General features: G+C 71.5%; 9 protein-coding genes. All 9 read left to right on the top strand.

Translation table 11 applies throughout. The annotated features are described in order from the left end of the window. Positions 1 to 281 precede the first annotated feature (281 nt). The gene (locus CLT74_RS22810) at positions 282 to 7,283 is read left to right on the top strand and encodes an amino acid adenylation domain-containing protein (RefSeq protein WP_486582534.1); all 7,002 of its coding nucleotides are present in this window, start codon (positions 282 to 284) and stop codon (positions 7,281 to 7,283) included. 8 nt (positions 7,284 to 7,291) lie between these two features. Then, positions 7,292 to 12,796: a non-ribosomal peptide synthetase gene (locus tag CLT74_RS22805; protein ID WP_099852661.1), complete on the top strand. Its 5,505-nt coding sequence runs from the start codon at positions 7,292 to 7,294 to the stop codon at positions 12,794 to 12,796. After that, positions 12,793 to 13,878 carry a saccharopine dehydrogenase NADP-binding domain-containing protein gene (locus CLT74_RS22800; protein WP_158240289.1) on the top strand — a complete coding sequence of 362 codons (1,086 nt, stop codon included), beginning with the start codon at positions 12,793 to 12,795 and terminating at the stop codon, positions 13,876 to 13,878. Before CLT74_RS22805 ends, CLT74_RS22800 begins: the two co-directional genes overlap by 4 nt. Beyond that, positions 13,875 to 14,936 (top strand): Gfo/Idh/MocA family oxidoreductase, encoded by a 1,062-nt coding sequence (locus CLT74_RS22795; RefSeq protein ID WP_099848685.1) that lies wholly within the window; start codon positions 13,875 to 13,877, stop codon positions 14,934 to 14,936. Before CLT74_RS22800 ends, CLT74_RS22795 begins: the two co-directional genes overlap by 4 nt. Continuing rightward, positions 14,936 to 15,727: an alpha/beta fold hydrolase gene (locus tag CLT74_RS22790; protein WP_099848683.1), complete on the top strand. Its 792-nt coding sequence runs from the start codon at positions 14,936 to 14,938 to the stop codon at positions 15,725 to 15,727. Before CLT74_RS22795 ends, CLT74_RS22790 begins: the two co-directional genes overlap by 1 nt. Before the next feature lie 81 nt (positions 15,728 to 15,808). Beyond that, positions 15,809 to 16,195, top strand: a complete 387-nt coding sequence (locus tag CLT74_RS22785) for a nuclear transport factor 2 family protein (RefSeq protein WP_099848681.1) — start codon at positions 15,809 to 15,811, stop codon at positions 16,193 to 16,195. Positions 16,196 to 16,252: 57 nt separating this feature from the next. Further along, positions 16,253 to 17,209, top strand: coding sequence for an ATP-binding cassette domain-containing protein (locus CLT74_RS22780; RefSeq protein WP_099852658.1), 957 nt, complete (start codon positions 16,253 to 16,255; stop codon positions 17,207 to 17,209). Next, positions 17,206 to 17,991 carry an ABC transporter permease gene (locus tag CLT74_RS22775; RefSeq protein ID WP_099848679.1) on the top strand — a complete coding sequence of 262 codons (786 nt, stop codon included), beginning with the start codon at positions 17,206 to 17,208 and terminating at the stop codon, positions 17,989 to 17,991. The genes CLT74_RS22780 and CLT74_RS22775 overlap by 4 nt, the downstream gene beginning before the upstream one ends. Further along, positions 17,988 to 18,740 (top strand): ABC transporter permease, encoded by a 753-nt coding sequence (locus tag CLT74_RS22770; RefSeq protein ID WP_099852654.1) that lies wholly within the window; start codon positions 17,988 to 17,990, stop codon positions 18,738 to 18,740. Before CLT74_RS22775 ends, CLT74_RS22770 begins: the two co-directional genes overlap by 4 nt. Positions 18,741 to 18,777 lie beyond the last annotated feature (37 nt).

The raw sequence follows: 18,777 nt of genomic DNA, 5'->3' as shown, positions 1-18,777 counted from the left end.
GACCGTAGGTTGCCCCGGCGGTGGCCGGCAAGTGTCTGATACGACACCTCGGGCAGCTCAGATAATTTTTATCCGTCACCGGATGTGGGCTCTCGAAGAATGTGATATTCGCTGGCGACGCTCCTGTTAGGAGCGGTGTCGGGCACGGTGGCGAGGCAGGCGACGCCCGGAAGTTAGGTGATCCTAGGTACCCGTTCGGGCACCTCGCGGGGTAGCAGACAGGTGTTTCCGTGCCCCTTGTCGAGTTGAATGGACACGAATACCGTGGCACCGTGAGCCGGGTGTCGCACAGATACCGCGAGGTCAATTTCAGCGAATACGCAATCGAGCTGCACGGTGTGCATTACGACGCACGGGAGATCGAAGCTTCGGTGCGTGAGTGTGTTGCCGCCGCCGGCAACGTTTGCGCCCTCCAGCCCGAGTACGGCGGGGAGCTGACGCTGATCCTGGAAACCGCTGACGCCGGCGGTCCGGAGCTGGCACGCCAGGTCATGGGCGCCGTGGTGGACCGCCATGGACTGGCGCCGGGCACCGTCTGCCTGGTCCCCGATGGGGAGTTGGACGATTCAGGCTGGCCGGACGGCACGAGCGGCGGCGCCGACCCGTGGCGGCACGAGGTGCTGCGGCGGCTCCGGGCCGGTGAGCTCACTGTGGAGTACCGACACGAGGCCCGATCCGGGGGCGACCGTTCCGCTTCGCGCATCACCGGCGAGCCGCCGGCAGCCGCCGCGACGGAGGTCGGTCCTGGCCTGACCGCCGAGGTGATGCGCAGCGACGTGGCTCGTGTGCTGGGGGTGGAACCGACCGACATCGACCCGGACGTCGACCTGGTCGAGCTCGGCCTCGACTCGCTGCGCACGATGCAGCTGGTGAACCAGTGGCGGCGGAGCGGCACTGATCTGACCTTCACGGAGTTGGCCGAGAAGCCGGTGCTCAACCGGTGGTGGCAACTGCTCACGGCCGCCGAGGCCGGAGCCGGAACCGGAGCGACCGAGCCAGCGGACGGTGACCAGATCGACGAGACCGAGCCGTTCCCGTTGACCCCGGTGCAGCACGCCTACTGGATCGGCCGCCGGGACGACCAGGTCCTGGGCGGGGTCGGCTGCCACTTCTACGTCGAGTTCGACGGCGGCGGAACCGCCGGTACCGCACCGGTCGACCCGGATCGGCTGGCGGAAGCGGTCCGTGCCCTGCTGCGCCGGCACGACCTGCTGCGGGCCCGGTTCCTCGATGACGGCACCCAACAGATCCAGCCCGAACCGGCCTGGCTCGGTCTGGTGGTGCACGACCTGCGTACCGCCGGTGCGGCCGAGGTCGACGCGGAGCTGGCCGCGGAGCGGGACCGGCTGGCGCACCGGCGGCTGGCGGTCGAGCTGGGCGAGGTGTTCGACCTGCGCATCAGCCTGCTGCCCGGCGGACGCCACCGGCTGCATCTGAACTTCGATCTGCTCGTCGCCGATGTCCTGAGTATCCAGATCATCCTGGCGGACCTGACCCGCCTCTACCTGAAGGGCGCGCAGGCGGACCTGCCGCCGCTGCCGTACGGCTTCCCGACGTACCTGGCGCAACAGGAGAGTCGTCGTCGGCAGGCCCGAGGGCGGGACCGGGAGTACTGGCGGGAGCGGCTGCCCGACCTGCCGGACGGTCCGCAGCTACCGCTCGCCGTCGAGCCGGCGCTCGTCGAGACGACCCGGTTCCAGCGTCGCGACCACCTGCTGGATAGGGCCGCGCGGGGACGGCTGGAGCAGTTGGCCCGGCAGCACGGAGTCACTTTGCCGATGGTGCTCGCCACCGCCTACGCCGAGGTGCTCGGGGCCTGGAGCGCCGAGCAGCGGTTCCTCCTCAATCTGCCGCTCTTCGACCGGGAGGTCGTCGACCCCCATGTGGCGTGGATCGTCGCCGACTTCACCAATCTGCTCCCGATAGCTGTCGACCTCCGCGTGGCCAGCTCGTTCCGGCAGCGGGTGCGCGGGCTGCAGGAGCAGCTCCGAGCCGGGATCGGGCACAGCGCGTACACCGGGGTCGAGGTACTCCGGGACCTCACCCGCACCCGGTCGGACGACCGCTTGCCGGCGCCGGTGGTCTTCACCAGCGCGATCGGTATGGGCGATCTGGTGGGCGAGGAGGTCCAGCAGACCTTCGGCCGGCTCGGATGGATGCTGTCCCAGACTCCGCAGGCCTGGCTCGACCACCAGGTGACCGAGCGCGACGGTGGCCTGTCCCTGGTGTGGGACGCCGTGGCGGAGCTCTTCCCACCCGGCGTACTTGACGACATGTTCGCCGGCTACCTGCGGCTGCTGGACTGGCTGGCCCGGGGCGAGTGGGACGAACCGTCCCCCGCGCTCCTCCCGGCGGCGCAGTCCGCCGTGCGCGACACGGCGAACGCCACCGGGGGGAGGGAGCCCGACCGCCCGATCCACGCCGACTTCTTCGACCGGGCGGCGGCCGATCCGGGCCGGACCGCGCTGATCGCGGCGGATCACGTGGTCAGCTACGGCGACCTGGCCGACCGCGCGCTGCGGATCGCCGCTGCCCTGCGGGACCGGGGCATCGGGCGAGGCGACGTGGTGGGGGTGACCCTGCCGAAGAGTCCGGAGCAGATCGCGGCGGTGTTCGGGGTGCTGGCCGCCGGGGCGGCGTACCTGCCGGCCGGACCGGAGCAGCCGCCGGCCCGCCGGGCACGGATGCTACGGCGAGCTGCGGTACGGGTGGTGCTCACCGATGGCGACGTCGCCGGCTGGCCGGACGAGGTCGAGCCGGTGCCGGTCGCGACGACGGCGGCCCGGGAGCCCCTCGCCGGTTGCGTCCCGGTGCCGGTGACCGACCCGGCGTATGTGATCTTCACCTCCGGCTCGACCGGGGAGCCCAAGGGGGTGGAGATCGCCCACAGCGCGGCGCGAAACACCATCGACGATGTCAACGAGCGGTTCGGCGTGGATCGGAACGACCGGGTGCTCGCCGTCTCGGCACTCGACTTCGACCTGTCGGTGTACGACATCTTCGGACTGCTCTCGGTCGGCGGGGCGCTGGTGCTGGTGGAGGAGGATGAGCGGCGGGACGCGTACCGCTGGGTCGAGCTCTGCCGCACCCACCGGGTGACCGTCTGGAACACCGTCCCCGCGCTGCTGGACATGCTGCTGCTCGCCGCCAGCGCCCCCGACCGGCCGGCTCGGACGTTGCCGGAGCTACGCCTGGTGCTCGTCTCGGGCGACTGGATCGGCCTCGACCTGCCGGGACGCGCCGTCACCGTGACCGGTGGCTGCCGGTTCGTCGCCCTCGGCGGTGCCACCGAGGCGGCGATCTGGTCGAACCAGATCGAGGTGGCCGAGGTGCCGGCCCACTGGCCGAGCGTTCCCTACGGCCGTCCGCTGCGGAACCAGCGGTACCGGGTCGTCGATGAGCAGGGTCGGGACCGCCCCGACTGGGTTCCCGGTGAGCTGTGGATCGGTGGCCTGGGGGTCGCCACCGGCTACCGGGGTGACCCGGAGGCGACCGAGCGCTCCTTCGTGACCGTCGCTGGCACCCGCTGGTACCGCACCGGTGACCTGGGCCGGTACTGGCCCGACGGCACCCTGGAGTTCCTCGGCCGAACCGACCACCAGGTGAAGATTCGTGGCCACCGGATCGAGCTGGGCGAGGTGGAGGCCGCGCTGCTGGCCCACCCGGCGGTCGCAACCGCCGTGGTGCTGGCGGTCGGCCAGCCGACCCGCCTGGCCGCGACGATCGTCCCACGGCCGGAGGCGTCGGATTGCGGCACGGGCGAGGACGAGCTGCTCGCCTTCCTCCGCGAACGGCTCCCCGCCCACTCGGTCCCGGCCAGCGTCACCAGCGTCGCCGAACTGCCGCTGACCAGCAATGGAAAGGTGGACCGCCGGGCTCTCGCGGGCCGGGTCGGGGAGTCCGCCGTACCGGTACCGGCGGAGCCGCCGCGGGGCGGAATCGAGAAGGCGGTGGCCGGGGTCTGGGCGGAACTGCTCGGTACGGCCGCCGTGGGCCGGTGGGACAACTTCTTCTCACTCGGTGGGGACAGCCTGCTCGCCACCCGGATGATCTCCAGGTTGAACGCTGCGGGCTTCACCGGCGCCGAACTCGGCCGGCTCTTCCACACCGCCGAGTTGGCCAGCTTCGCCGCCGACCTTCGGCACGGCGACCCGGAGCGGCCGACGCCGACGTTGCGGCCCGATCCGGAGCACCGGTACGACCCTTTCCCCCCGACCGACGTGCAGCGGGCCTACTGGATCGGTCGGACGGACACCTTCGCGTTGGGTGGTGTCGGCTGCCACTTCTACACCGAGTACGACGGCGCAGGGATCGACCTGGAGCGGCTCACCGACGCCTGGAACCGGGTCATCGAGCGGCACGACATGCTCCGGGCGGTCTTCCTGCCCAGCGGCGAGCAGCGGGTTCTCTCCAGCGTGCCGCGATTCGAGATCCCGGTCGTCGAGGTCGGGCCCGACGACGCCGAGGAGGTGCTCGCACGGCAGCGTGACGCGATATCGCACCAGGTCCTCGACGTCGGCCGCTGGCCGCTGTTCGACGTCCGGGCGGTGCGCTACGGCGACCGGACCCGGCTCGCGGTGAGCATCGACAGCATCCTCATCGACGCCCTCAGCGCGATGATCCTGATGCGCGAGGTGGACACCTGTTACCGCCGGCCCGACGCGGAACTGCCCCCGGTAGGCGTCTCGTTCCGGGACTATCTGCTCAGCGCGGGACCGGACGAGACCAGCCGGGCCGAGTCCGAATCGTACTGGTCGCGCCGGGTCGACGACCTGCCCGACGGGCCGGCCCTGCCGCTGACCCGGGACCCCGCCACCGTCCAGCGACCCCGCTTCCTCCGGCGGGAGCAGCAACTGCCGGCGCCGCAGTGGCGCCGGCTGAAGGAGCTGGCGCAGCGGTACGGGCTTACCGGCTCGACCCTCCTGGCCACCGCCTTCGCCGAGGTGCTCGGCGCCTGGAGCGCCCGGAAAGACCTCACCGTCAATGTGACTCTCTTCGACCGTCGGGACGTGCACCCGGACATCGATGCCGTCCTTGGTGACTTCACCTCGTTGCTGCTCGTTGGTTACCAGCCCGAACCGGGCGAGAGCTGGCTCGACGCCGCCCGCCGGATGCAGCGGAGGATGGGCGAGGATCTGGCGCACAGCGACGTCTCGGCGGTGTGGGTGATGCGGGAGCTGGCCCGGCGCCGGGGCGCCCTCGACGTCAGCATGCCGGTGGTCTTCACCAGCACGCTCGGGGTCACCGACGATGTCGTGGTCGAGCCCTCCTTCGCGGAACGGGTCTGGGGGATCTCGCAGACGCCGCAGGTCTGGCTGGACCACCAGGTGGTGGAGCGGGCCGGCGGTCTGCTGCTGGTCTGGGACGCCGTCGAGGAGCTGTTCCCGGTGGGCGTACTGGACGCGATGTTCTCGGCGTACATGCGGCTGCTGGACTGGCTCGCCGAGGGGGGCTGGGAGGAGCCGGTGCCGGCGCTGCTTCCCCCCGAGCAGCGGATCGTCCGGGCCGACGTGAACGCAACAGCTGGACCGACACCCGACGGACTGTTGCACACCGGGTTCTTCCGGCGGGCCGCCGAGACCCCGGAACGGGTTGCGGTGCTCGGCCCTGGCGGTGAGCTCACCTACGGTGAGTTGGCCGGCCAGGCGCTGCGGGTGGCCGGTGCGCTGCTCGGGCGCGGCATCCGCCCCGGTGACCTGGTCGGGATCACGCTGCCCAAGGGACCGGAGCAGGTGGTCGCGGTCCTCGGAGTGCTGGCCGCCGGAGCAGCGTACGTGCCCTGCGGGGTGGAGCAGCCGCCACTGCGCCGGGATCGGATGTTCGCCAACGCCGGTGTGCGCCTGGTCCTCACCGACACCGCTCCCCGGGACTGGCCGGAGACGGTACGGGCGGTGCCGCTCACCGATGCGGTCCGGGCCACCGCGGCGGCCGAGCCGGTACCGCTGGACCCGGGCTCCCTGGCATATGTGATCTTCACCTCCGGCTCGACCGGCGAGCCGAAGGGTGTCGAGCTCACCCACTCCGCAGCCGGTAACACCGTCAACGACGTCAATGAGCGGTTCGGGGTACGGGAGACGGATCGGGTCCTCGCCGTCTCGGCGCTCGACTTCGACCTGTCGGTCTACGACATATTCGGGCCGCTCGCCGCCGGTGGTGCCGTGGTGCTCCCTGCCGAACACGAGCGGCGGGAACCCCAGGCGTGGCTGCGACTGTGCCGCGAACACCAGGTGACCCTGTGGAACAGCGTCCCGGCGTTGCTGGACATGCTGCTGGTGGCGCTGTCCGGCGACGCACCGGCCCCCGGGCTGCGGCTGGTCCTGGTCTCCGGCGACTGGGTGGGGGTGGACCTGCCGGACCGGGTGGCGGCGGCGTTCGACAGCTGCCGGTTCGTGGCGCTCGGCGGCGCCACCGAGGCCGCCATCTGGTCCAACGCCGTCGAGGTGACCGAGGTGCCGGAGTCATGGACCGCCGTCCCGTACGGCCTGCCGCTGCGGAACCAGCGATACCGGGTGGTGGACCACCGGGGCCGGGACTGCCCCGACTGGGTCGCCGGAGAGCTGTGGATCGGGGGCGTCGGAGTGGCCGCCGGGTACCGCAACGACCCGGAGCGCACCCGGGAGCGGTTCGTCGACTACGCCGGGGAGCGCTGGTACCGCACCGGGGATCTGGGTCGCTACTGGCCCGACGGCACGCTTGAGTTCCTCGGTCGGACCGACCAGCAGGTGAAAGTCCGTGGGCACCGGATCGAGCTGGGCGAGGTGACCGCGGCGCTGGCCGCCTACCCCGCACTGAGCGCGGCCACCGCCGTCGCGGTCGGCCGGCCGCCCCGGCTGGTCGCCTTCGGCGTACCCGAAGCCGGCTGCGGCGACGAGGACCTTGCCGGACTGGAGGAGTTCGTCGCCGCACGGCTGCCGAGCTACGCGGTGCCGGGCGTCTGCCTCCTCCTGGACGAACTGCCGCTGACGGCGAACGGCAAGGTCGACCGGTCCGCCCTGGAGAAGCTGGCCGAGGAGGACGGTGCCCCGGTCGATCCCGGCGAGCCGCCTCGGGGCCCGGTCGAGGAGGCGGTCGCGGCGATCTGGGCCCGGCTGCTGGACCTGCCCGGCGTGGGCCGGGAGGAGAACTTCATCGCCCTCGGCGGGGACAGCCAACTCGCCGCGCGGCTCGCCACGGCGCTGCGGGAGCGGTTCGGGGTGGACATCTCGTTGCGGCAGATCTTCGCCGCTCCCACCGTTGCCGGGACGGCACGGCTGATCGACGGTTTTGAGGAAGGCGCGCTATGACCCGCTCGATGACCACGACGCCCGCCGAGTTGGTCGCCGACCTGCGCGATCTCGGCATGCAGCTCTGGGCGGACGACGGCCAGCTCCGGTTCCGGGCGCCCAAGGGGGTGCTCACCCCGGAGCGTCGGGAACTGCTCACCGCCAACCGGGAGGCGGTGCTGGCGTTTCTGGACGCGGAGACCATCACCGTGACGTCCGATCCGGAGCACCAACACGATCCGTTTCCGCTCACCGACGTGCAGTTGGCGTACCTGCTCGGCCGACGGGACGCCTTCGACTACGGCGACGTGCCCTGCCAGGTCTACGCGGAGATCGAATATCCGTCGCTGGATTCAGCGCGGCTGGAGGAGGCGTGGAACCTGCTGGTACGCCGACACGGCATGCTGCGCGCCGGCTTCGACCTCGACGGGCACCAGCAGGTACGGCCGGAGGTGCCCAGGTACCGGATCGCGCTGACCGACCTGCGGGGGGCCGCTGCGGAGGAGGTGCGCTCCGCCCTGCGCGCCACCCGGGACGAGTTGGACCACCGGGCGTACGACCCGCAGCAGTGGCCACTTTTCGAGCTGCGACTGACCCGCACCGACGAGGGGACCATCCTGCACGTCTCGGTGGACTTCCTGATCGCCGACTACCTGAGCATCCAGGTGCTCCTCGACGAGCTGCACCAGGCGTACGACGGAGCGGAGCTGCCGGAGCTGGAGATCACTTTCCGGGACTACCTGCTCGCCGAGCGCGGCAACCGGGAGGGGAGCCGGTACGAGCGTGACCGGGCCTACTGGTTGGACCGCCTGCCCCAGCTACCGGGGGCACCGGAGCTGCCGGTCCGCCAGGACGGCGACGCCGATCACGCCCGCCGCCCGGAGCAGCGGACACCACGGCGCGGCCAGCCGGGCCGGTTCCGGCGGCTGGCCACCACCGTTCCCGCGCAGCGCTGGACGGCGCTCCAGCGGGCGGCCCGGGAGCAGCGGCTCACGCCCTCGACCGCGGTCCTCGCGGCGGTGGCCGAGGTGATCGGCCGGTGGAGCAGCAATCCCCGGTTCTGTCTCAACCTGACCCTGCTCAACCGGGAACCGGTGCATCCGCAGATCGGGCGGTTGGTCGGTGACTTCACCACGGTCAGCCTCCTGGCGGTGGAGACCATGCCGGAGCTCGACTTCGCCGAGCGGGCCCGTGCGGTGCAGGACCGGCTCTGGGCGGACATGGATCACCGTCAGTTCAGCGGCGTGTCGGTGATGCGGGAGCTGGCCCGCGAACGCGGCCGGTCGGCGGCGCTGATGCCTGTCGTCTTCACCAGCACCCTCGGGCTGGGCGAGGAGTCCGAGCCGGAGCCCGCCGCCGGATTGGGCGGCACGGTCGGCTACGGCCGCAGCCAGACACCCCAGGTCTGGATCGACGCACAGGCCCTTGTCGAGCGGGGTGCGCTGATCGTCCGCTGGGACGTCCGGGAGGGGATCTTCCCCGATGGCCTGGTCGACGACATGTTCGGCGAGCTTTCCGCGCTGCTGCACCGGCTCGCCACCGAACCGGACGCCTGGCAGCTGCCGTCCCCGATCGACCTGCCGTCCGCGCAGCACCGGGCCCGGGTCGCCGCCAACGACACCGCCGGACCACTACCCGACGGGCTGCTGACCGACGACGTGGTCGCGGCCGCCCTGCGGTACCCGGACCGGGTCGCCGTGACCGGGCCCGGCGGCGACATGACCTACCGGGAGCTACTGGGCCGGGCATCGGGAGTGGCCGCCGCGCTTCGGTCCGACGGCTGCCAGCCGGGGGAGATCGTGGCCTTGGCGATGGAGAAGGGCTGGGAGCAGGTGGTGGGGGTGCTCGGCGTGCTGCTCGCCGGCGCCGCCTATCTGCCGTTGGATGCCGCCCAGCCGCCGGCCCGACGGGACCGGATCCTCGCTGACGCCGGAGTTCGCCGGGTGCTGGGTCAGTCCTGGTCGCCGAAGGCACCGCCTGCGGGCACCCTCTTCGTCGACACCCTGGCCGTCCCCGATGACACCAGCCCGGCTGACGTCCCGAATCCCGGCCGCCACCCGGACGACCTGGCCTACGTGATCTACACCTCGGGTTCCACCGGCGCGCCGAAGGGCGTGATGATCTCGCACCGTGCGGCGTTGAACACGATCCAGGATGTCAACCGCCGCTTCGAGGTGACCGCCGACGACCGGGTGCTCGCCCTCGCCGGGCTCGGCTTCGACCTTTCGGTGTACGACCTGTTCGGGCTCCTCGGCCTCGGCGGACAGCTGGTGCTGCCGGCGGCCGACCGCCGAGGCGACCCGGCACACTGGGCGGAGCTGCTCGCCGCACACCGGGTGACCGTCTGGAACTCGGTGCCCGCGCAGTTGCAGCTACTCGCCGACTACCTGGCTGTGGAGCCCCGGGCGGATCTCGACGCGTTGCGGCTCGCCCTGCTCAGCGGGGACTGGATTCCGGTCGGCCTCCCCGACCGGGTCCGGGAGCTGCTACCCGGACTGCGCCTGGTCAGCCTGGGCGGCGCGACCGAGGCGGCGATCTGGTCGATCTTCCATCCGATCGGCGAGGTGGATCCGGACTGGCCGAGCATCCCGTACGGCCGGCCGCTGACCAACCAGAGCTTCCATGTCCTGGACCGTTGGCAGCGGCCCAGCCCCGACCACGTACCGGGCGAGCTGCACATCGGCGGGGCCGGGCTGGCCCTGGGCTACCTCGGCGACCCGGAGCGGACCGCCGAGCGGTTCGTCGACCATCCGCAGCACGGCCGGCTCTACCGTACCGGGGATGTCGGTGCCTACCACCCCGACGGGACGCTGGAGTTCCTCGGTCGAGCGGACCGCCAGGTCAAGATCCGGGGGCACCGGATCGAGTTGGCTGAGGTGGAGGCGGCGCTGGCCACCGCTGACGGGGTCGCGGCGGCGCACGTGCTGGTGGACGGTGCGGATGCGATGCGTCGACGGCTCGTCGCCTTCGTGCAGACCGCAGCCGGAGTCGTGGACCGTCCCGACGACGAACGGCACCGCCTGCTCGCCGCCGCCGCCACCGCCGGTGAGGCGACCACAGCCACTGTGGACGCGGCCGAGCTGGCCGAATTCATGCGGCGGCTGGACCGGGCCGGTCTGCTCGGCATGCTGCGTGCGCTCACGGAGCAGGGCCTCTTCCGCTCGCCGGAGGAGACGCATGACACGGCGGAGATTCTCGACCGTTCCGAGACCGCTCCCCGGCATCACCGGCTGGTCCGGCGCTGGCTCAACGCGCTGGTCCGGGCCGGGTTGCTGACCGAGCAGGACGGCCGGTACGCCGCTTGCCGTCGGATCGGCGCGGACGATCTGATGGACGCCTGGGCGGCCGTGGACGAGCTGCAACGGGAGGACCAGTACCCGGCGAAGCTGATCGACTACTTCCGTACCAGCACCGAGTCGCTGCCGCGACTGCTGCGCGACGAGCTGGACCCACTGCCGCTGCTCTTCCCCGAAGGACGGCTGGACATCTCCTACGCCGCCTACCGGGACAACGTGATCAGCCGATACGTGAACCACGCGGTCGTGGGTCTGCTCCGCGAGCTGGCCGACCGGCCGGAGACGCTGCGGGTGCTCGAGGTCGGCGCGGGCGTCGGCGGCACCAGCACCGTGCTGATCCCAGCCCTCGCCGACGCCGATGTGGACTACCACTTCACCGACGTGTCCCAGTTCTTCCTCACCGAGGCGCAGCAGCGCTTCGGTGACCGGGCGTCGTACGGGCTGCTGGACATCAACATCGACCCGAGGGCGCAGGGTTATCTGCCGAACAGCTTCGACGTCGTGCTCTGCGCAAACGTTCTGCACAACTCGCGGGATGCGGCGCTGGTCCTGGGTCGGCTCCGTGAGCTGCTCGCTCCCGGTGGCTGGTTGGTCTTCATCGAGACCACCCGGGAGAACGTGCAGATCATGACGTCGATGGAGTTCATGATGCCGGAGAAGGATCCGGCCAAGTGGGACTACGACGACCTGCGGCGCGGCCGGGACCAGACCTTCCTGGATGTGGCGCAGTGGCGGGGACTGCTCACCGACGCCGGCGCGGACGTACTGCTCGACCTGCCCGGTGCTGGCGACGTGACCGAACCGCTCGGCCAGCACGTCTTCGCCGCCCGGTTCAAGGCGGACCGGGCTGACGTTCGCCCGGTCGACCTGCTGCGCCACTGCGCCCAGCGGGTACCCGAATACATGCTCCCGGCCCAGGTGCAGGTCGTCGACGCACTGCCGCTGACCGGCAACGGCAAGGTCGACCAGGCGGCGCTGGCCGGCTGGATCGTCCGGGAGGGCGACACCGCCCAGCCGGTGGACGCCGCCCCTGCCGACGAGTTGGAACAGCGGATCGCCGCCGTCTGGGCGGACCTGCTCCAGGTGCCCCGGGTCGGCCGGGAGCAGGACTTCTATCAACTGGGCGGTGACTCATTGCTGACCGCGCGGCTGGCCGGCCGGCTCCGGGAGGAGGTCCCCGAGGCGGAAGGAGTTCCTTACGACACCCTGCTCCGGGTGGTCCTCAACCGGCCCACGGTGGCCGCGCTCGCCGAGCACCTGCGGGCCGGGCAACATCCGGTCGACGATCCGAGCACCCCGGCGGAACGGCGCTCTCCCCTGCTGCCGCTGGTCGACGGCGCCGGCGACGCGATGCGGGTACTGGTGCACGACGGGGTCGGAACACTTGCCGCGTACCGGAGCCTGGTGCCCATGCTGCACGGCGCCGGCCCGGTGGTCGGCCTGGCGGTGACCGGCGACGACAAGTATCAGGGCGAGGACCCGGTCGGGTTGATCGAGCGCCGGGCCAGCGACTACACCCGCCGGCTGCTCGAAACCGGCGCCGTCCGGTTCCACGTCGTCGGCTACTGCATGGGCGGCCTGCTCGCCCTGGAGATCGCTCGGCAGCTCACCGAGTCCGGCGCCACGGTGGCCAGCCTCACCATCATCAGCAGCTACAGCCTGCCGCACACGATCGAAGACGAGTTGGTGCTGGAGTACGTCTTCGCCCGACTGCTCGACCTGGACACCGAGGCGTTGGGCTACCCGGATGACGAGGCGACCGCCCGCGCCTTCCAGGAGGTTCTGGCGCGTACGCCCGGTCGGGTGCCGAGCGGGGCGCTGGACGGGCTGATCGATCACCCGGCATTGACCGGGGCCGCGGCGAAATTCGCGGCGCTGCGCCAGACGCCTCAGCCGAGCCGGCTGGCCGCCGTGGAGAAGCTGGTGGCCGGTCAGTCCGCGGACGCGGCCGGCCCGGTGGAGCTGGGCGGTCTCTACGACCTCTACCGGCACAGCATGCGCGCGGTGACCCGGCACGAGGCCACGCCGTACGCCGGGGATATCACGTTCCTGCGGGAGCGGGACGAGACCGGATTCCTGCCCTGGCTGCGGCGGGACATGACCGACTACTGGCGGGAGGTCTGCCTGGGCGACCTCTCCGTGGTGGATGTCCCCGGCGACCACTTCTCCTGCCTGCGGCCACCGCACGTTCGGCGGGTCGCCGACGTACTGGCCGAGGTGCACCGGGGGGCGCGGTGACGATCCCGGTGGTCGGGGTGCTCGGCTGCTACGGGGCGGTCGGGTCGGCGGTGGTCGAGCTGCTGGCGTCGGCGGACGTCCGGCTGCGGCTCGGCGGCCGGCGCCCCGGGCCGCTGGCCGAGGTCGCCCGGGCAGCCGGCGTACCTCGGGAGGCCACCGCACTCGTGGACGCCGCCGACAGGTACCGCCTCGCCGAGTTCGCCGCCGGGTGTGCCGTCGTCGTCGACTGCACCGGTCCGGCGTACCGGGCGGAGGCCAGCGTGGTGCGGGCGACAGTGGCCGCTGGGGCCGACTACGTCGGGGCGGCCGGCGAGCACCGGTACGCCGACCTGCCTGCCGACCGCCGGGTCGTGGTCGGCGCGGGAATGACGCCAGGGTTGACCTTCGTGCTGCCCCGGGCGCTTGCCGCTGCGGGGTTCGACCGGCTCGACCGGCTGACCGCGCACACCGGCGGGCGGGACCGGTTCACTCCCGGCGCCGCACGCGACTACGTGGCCGGGATGGTCGAGGGGCCCGGTCGGTCGCTGGCCGCGTGGCTCGGCGGTCGCCGGGTGCCGGGCGCCTTGACCCCACTGGACCGGGTCGAGCTGCCGTACTTCCCGGGACGGGTCACCGCACATCCGTTCCTCAGCACCGAGGCCGAGCGGCTGGCGGCCACGATCGGGCTCGCCGAGGTGCGTTGGTACCACGTCTTCGACGGGGAGCAGGCGCTGCGGGCACTGAGCACCGTGGATCCCGCAGCGATGGAGCCGGCGGCTGACCGGCTGGTGCGGGCGGCCGAACTGGAGACCTTCGGCAGGTCGACATACCAGCTCATCGTCCTGCAACTCGACGGTGCCGCGCAGGGCCGCCCGGTGACCCGGACCCTGGTGCTGCGGGCGACGGACAGCTACCGGTTGACCGCGGAGGCGGCGGTGCTCGCCGCCCGGGCGGTGCTCGCCGGTCAGGTGCCACCGGGTTCGCACCACGCGGGCGAGGTGCTGGATCCGGTCCGGGTGATGGAGCGGTTGGCGGTCGCGCCGAGCGTCCGCCAGCTGGAGTTGGTCGAACAGCCGGCGGCGGTCGAGGAGGGTGCGCTGTGACCGGGAACGTGGTGGTCTGCGGGACCGGCTTCGGCCGGGTGTATCTGCGCGCCCTGGAACGGGCCGAGCCGTCGCTGCGGTTGGCCGGTGTGCTGGCCCGTGGCAGCACCCGCTCGGTGGCCTGCGCCCAGCGGGCCGGAGTACCGCTCTACACCGATGTGGACGATCTCCCCTCGGAGATCGACCTCGCGGTGGTCGCGGTCTACGCCGGGGTGAACGGCGGTGCCGGCACCGAACTCGCACAGCGGCTGATGGGGCGCGGCATCCATGTCCTCCAGGAAGGGCCGCTGCATCAGGACGAGCTGACCGGCGCACTGCGTACCGCCCGGCGGGCCGGGGTGATGTACCAGGTCAGTACCCACTACGTGGCGGTGGAGCCGGTCCGGCGGTTCATCGCCGTGACCCGGGCGCTCGCCGCCCAGCAGCCGTTGCTCCATCTGGACGCGACCTGTGGGCTCCAGGTCTTCTATCACCTGTTCGACATCCTCCGGCTGACGCTGGGCGGGCTTCGTCCGTGGTCGTTCGCGGAGACCGTGCCGTCAGCCGGCGGCTTCGCCACCCTGGTCGGGGAGGTGCACGGGGTGCCGGTGACGCTCCGGGTGCAGAACCAGTTGCACCTGACGGACCCGGACAACCACGCCCACCTGCTGCACCGGATCACTGTCGGTGCCTCGGGCGGGAGCCTGACCCTCGTGAACACCCACGGCCCGCTCATCTGGAGCCCTCGTCCGCACTTTCCGGAACAGGGCAAGGCCGGTAGCCGGCTGGACGAGAGTCCGGGTGACCACCTGGACTACCCCAGTGCCAGCCCACTGGGACCGGCCGAGGCGCCCAGCTACCGGAGCATCGTGGGTGAGCTGTGGCCGGCGGCTGCCGGCCGGGCGTTGGCCGGGTTGCACCGCGCGGCCCGGGAGGGCGCCGACCCCCTCACCGCCGGGCAGTCCCAACTCGCCGTCGCCGGAGTCTGGCGGGACGCGAGCCGCCGTCTCGGCCCACCGGAGTCGCTCGACGGGCCGGCACCCCGACCGCTGTCCGTGCAGGAGGTCGAAGTCCCGTGATGATCACGAGCGGCCAACGCTGGCTGCGCCGACTCACCACTGCGGACGCACCCGGCGGGCGACCGCGGGTACGACTGGTGGCGCTTCCGCATGCCGGCGGGGCCGCGAGCTTTTACCATAGATGGGCACGGCTGCTGCCGAGGGATGTGGAGCTCATGGCGGTCCAATACCCGGGCCGGCAGGATCGCGCCGACGAGCCGTGCGCGGTGACCATGCCGGAGCTGGCCGACCCGATCGCGGCTGCCCTTGCGTCGATGGCCGGGCCGACAATGGCCGTCTTCGGCCACAGCATGGGGGCGGCGGTCGCGGTGGAGGTCACGCGCCGGTTGGAGGAGCGAATCGGGCGGCCCCTGCTGCGGCTCTTCGTGTCCGGCCGCCCCGCTCCCCACCGGCAACGTCCGACCGCCGTCCACGAGGGCGGCGACGAGGCGCTCCTGGCGGACCTGCGCCGGCTTGGCGGGACCGACGAGTCGCTGCTCGCCGAGCCGGGGCTGCGGGAGATGGTGCTGCCGAGTCTGCGCGCCGACTACCGGCTGATCGAGCGGTACCGGCCCTCCCCGGCGGCTCCGCTGCGGACCGCGATCACCGCGCTCTGCGGCGACCGGGATCCGGAGGTGAGCCCCGACGAGGCGGCTGCCTGGCGGGAGCAGACAAGCGGTGACTTCCGCTCGCAGGTGCTCGACGGTGATCACTTCTACGTCACGGCTCGGCCGGTCGCGGCGGTCCGGGCGGTCCTGGCGGACGTACGGCCGCAGTTTCCGCTGGCGGCGGCGTGGCCGTCGACGCCGTGACCGACCAGATCAAACGGGTTTTAGGTTTCACCGCTGTCTTTCGGTGAAATAGATGAGGAAACACGATAGAAGGGATGAATCATGACAACGATCAGCCAGAACCTGGAGAAGGAACTGTTCGCCCTGGAGCAGGAGGGATGGCAGGCGATCTCGGCGGCGAACGGCGACTTCTATCGCCAGCTGGTCACCGCGCAGACCCTCGTGGTGGAGCACGACGGAGTCTCGACTGGTGACGACCTGGTCGCGGAGATCGATGGGAACACCTCCCCGTTCACCGGTTTCACCCTCGACGAGCAGCGGATCGTGCCGGTGAGTGACGACACGGCCGTGATCACCTACCGGGCGATCGCCGAGGTGAGCGGCCGGGGCACGTTCCGGCTCTACATGTCCAGCCTCTGGCAGCGCCAGGCGGACGGCTGGAAGCTGCTGTTCCACCAGCAGACGCCGATGTCCAACCAGGAGAGCTGAGACCGACAAGGGTGCCGGCCCCCGCGCTGGTCGGTGGCCCCCGGAGAGGACGAAGCGGTGACACAACCCGGCATCGAGGTCGAACATCTCCGCAAGGAGTTCGGCGACAAGGTTGCCGTGGCGGACATCTCCTTCACGGTGGCCAGCGGAACCCTGCTCGGCCTGCTCGGCTCGAACGGAGCCGGCAAGACCACCATCATCAACTGCCTCACCACCCTGGTACGGCCGGACGGCGGCCGGGCCGCCGTCGCCGGCCACGACGTCGTGACACAGCCCCAGCAGGTCCGGGCGTCGATCGCCCTGACCGGCCAGTTCGCCGCCCTCGACGAGGTGCTGACCGGGCGGGAGAACCTCGTTCTGTTCGGTCGCCTGCTCCGGCTGGGCCGCACCAGGGCCCGGCAGCGAGCTGGTGAGCTTCTCGACCGGTTTCGCCTCACCGAGGCAGCCGACAAGCCGGTCAAGAGCTACTCCGGTGGGATGCGCCGCCGCCTCGACCTGGCCGCCAGTCTGGTGGTCGAGCGGCCGGTGCTCTTCCTCGACGAGCCCACCACCGGGCTCGACCCGCGCAGCCGGGAGGAGCTGTGGCAGCTCATCCGCCAGCTCCGCGACGGCGGCAGCACAGTCCTGCTGACCAGTCAGTACCTCGAAGAGGTCGACCGCCTGGCCGATCGGGTGGTGGTGCTGGACAGCGGACGGGTGATCGCCGAGGGAACCACCGACGAACTGAAGGAGCGGGTCGGCGGCCAGGTGTGCGAGATCGAGGTACCCGCCGCCCGCAAGGAGGCCGCCGCCGCCGCGCTCCGTTCCGGGATGGGCGAGGTCGCCGAGCGGGACGGCGCGCTCGTCGTGCCGGCGCCTCGTGCCCGGATACTCGCCGACGTGGTCCGGCTGCTGGAGGAGGCGGGTATCGAGGCCGAGAACGTCGCCCTGCGCAAACCCACTATGGACGAGGTCTTCTTCGCCTTCACCTCTGACGGGACACAGCGGCCGAGCACGGAGAGGTCCCAGGTATGACGGCGGCGACGGGTACCGAGCGTGGCATCGGCAACCTGGTCATCCAGGGCTCCGCACTCGCCGGCCGGAACCTGCGGCAGCGGGCAAACGTCGAGATGCTCGTCATGTTCGGGGTGTTCCCGGTGATCTTCGTCTTCGGGTTCCTGCTGCTCTTCGGTCGGCTCTTCTCCGAGCGCGGGCTGGACTACGCCCAGTTCCTGCCGCCAGCAATCGTGGCGCAGTGGATGTTCACGGTGGCGAACACGTCGGGGGCCGCCTCCGCCGCCGATCGGGCCTCGGGAATGCTCACCCGCTGCCTGTCGATGCCGGTCAACCGGGCGGCGGTGGTGGTCGGACGGCTCGCCTCGGACGCGATCTGGGCGGTGCTCGCGGTGGTGGTCATCAGTGCCACCGGGTACGTCGCGGGGTTCCGGTTCCACGGTGGCGCCCTGGCCGTACTCGGCTTCGCGCTGCTCGCGGTGGCGTTCGCGTTGACCTTGACAGCGGCGACGACCGCGGTCGGCCTCTCCTCGACCGATCCGGAGGCGGTGGCGGCGACGCTGAACCTGCCGTACCTGGCCCTGATCATGCTCTCCACCGCGTTCGTGCCGGCCGACGCCTTCCCCGGTTGGCTGGAGCCGGTGATCCGGTTCTCCCCGGTTTCGGTGGTCATCGAGGCCCTGCGGTCGCTCGCCTCGGCGACGCCGTCCTGGGGGCAGGTCTGGCCGGCGGTCGCCTGGCTGGCCGGGTTGCTGGTGATCTTCTCGTGGGCCGCCACGCGAGCATTCAGGAGAGCTCGATGAGTGTCGGGTACGAAGCGTCGGTCCTGGCCGGTCGGAACCTCCGCCGGTTCCTGCGCAGCCCACGGCTGCTCGGCGACGCCGTCGCCTTCCCGCTGGTCCTGCTGGTGTTGCTGCTGGTGATGTTCGGCGAGGTGGTCGGTGGGGTGACCGACGAGCCGTACGTAGCCCGGCTGGCCCCGGGGATCGTGTTGTTCAGCGTCGCCTACAGCTGCGTGGGTACGGCCGTCGGATTCCAGGCCGATGTGCACGGCGGGTTCCAGGGACGACTGCGAACCATGCCGATCGCCCGGATGTCCCCACTGCTCGGCCGGATAGCCAGCGACGTGGTCAAGTTCGTGCTTGTCACTGTGGTGACTGTGGCGGTGGGCTACCTCGTCGGGTTCCGGTTCGAGCAGGGCGTCCCGGCGGCGATCGGTTTCCTGTTGGTGGTGCTGCTGTTCGCGCTGATCTTTCTCTGGTTGGCCCTGGTGGTCGCCCTGACCGCCCGTAGCGCCGAGACGGCGGCCAGCTCCCTGAACGCGCCGGTCACGTTGCTCTTGCTGGTCTCCACCTGTCTGGTGCCGCTGTCGGCGTTTCCAGGGTGGGCCCAGCCGGTGATCCGGGCCAACCCGTTGAGCTGCGCGCACGCCGCGCTGGTCGGCCTCTCCTCAGGAGGGCCCGTCCTGGTGCCGGTGCTGCAGACCCTGGCCTGGGTACTCGGTGCCACGCTGCTGCTGGGTCCGTTGGCGCTGCGGCTCAGCCGGCGATGACCACCGACCGGGCTGAACCACCCGCGCGAACGGGTGG

This window comes from Verrucosispora sp. CNZ293 (assembly GCF_002754655.1).
The sequence above is the reverse complement of the archived record's forward strand: the minus strand, read 5'-3'. Positions and strand labels throughout refer to the sequence as shown.